Below are 248 nucleotides of genomic sequence, written 5' to 3'. Positions count from 1 at the left end.
GTGTCGCGGCAGTGTTGAGCCCCGGCACCGTAAATCCCTGCCGGAGGATCACCCCACCGCCGAGGAAGCCAACGCCGGAGACCACAGACGCCGCGATCTGAAGAGGTGCTTGCGGGGTGCCGACTTGAATCCCGAACAAAACGAAGGACGCCGCACTAAGCGCGACCAGAGCCTGCGTTCTTAACCCTGCCGTACGGGAACGGTACTGGCGTTCCAGTCCGATAAGCATCCCGCAGCCCGCTGCCAAC

Annotated in this window: 1 protein-coding gene; it reads right to left on the bottom strand. The window is 63.7% G+C overall.

Annotation, left to right across the window (positions count from 1 at the left end; all coding sequences use genetic code 11):
- Positions 1 to 229: MgtC/SapB family protein (locus AC1RO3_RS09340; RefSeq protein WP_481764142.1), on the bottom strand; the 229-nt coding region annotated here is incomplete at its 3' end.
- Positions 230 to 248 lie beyond the last annotated feature (19 nt).

It is taken from the genome of Dellaglioa sp. CoH-57-MRSF-19, assembly GCF_056781975.1.
Note: the sequence above shows the minus strand (reverse complement) of the source record. Positions and strands in the feature narration are given on the sequence as shown.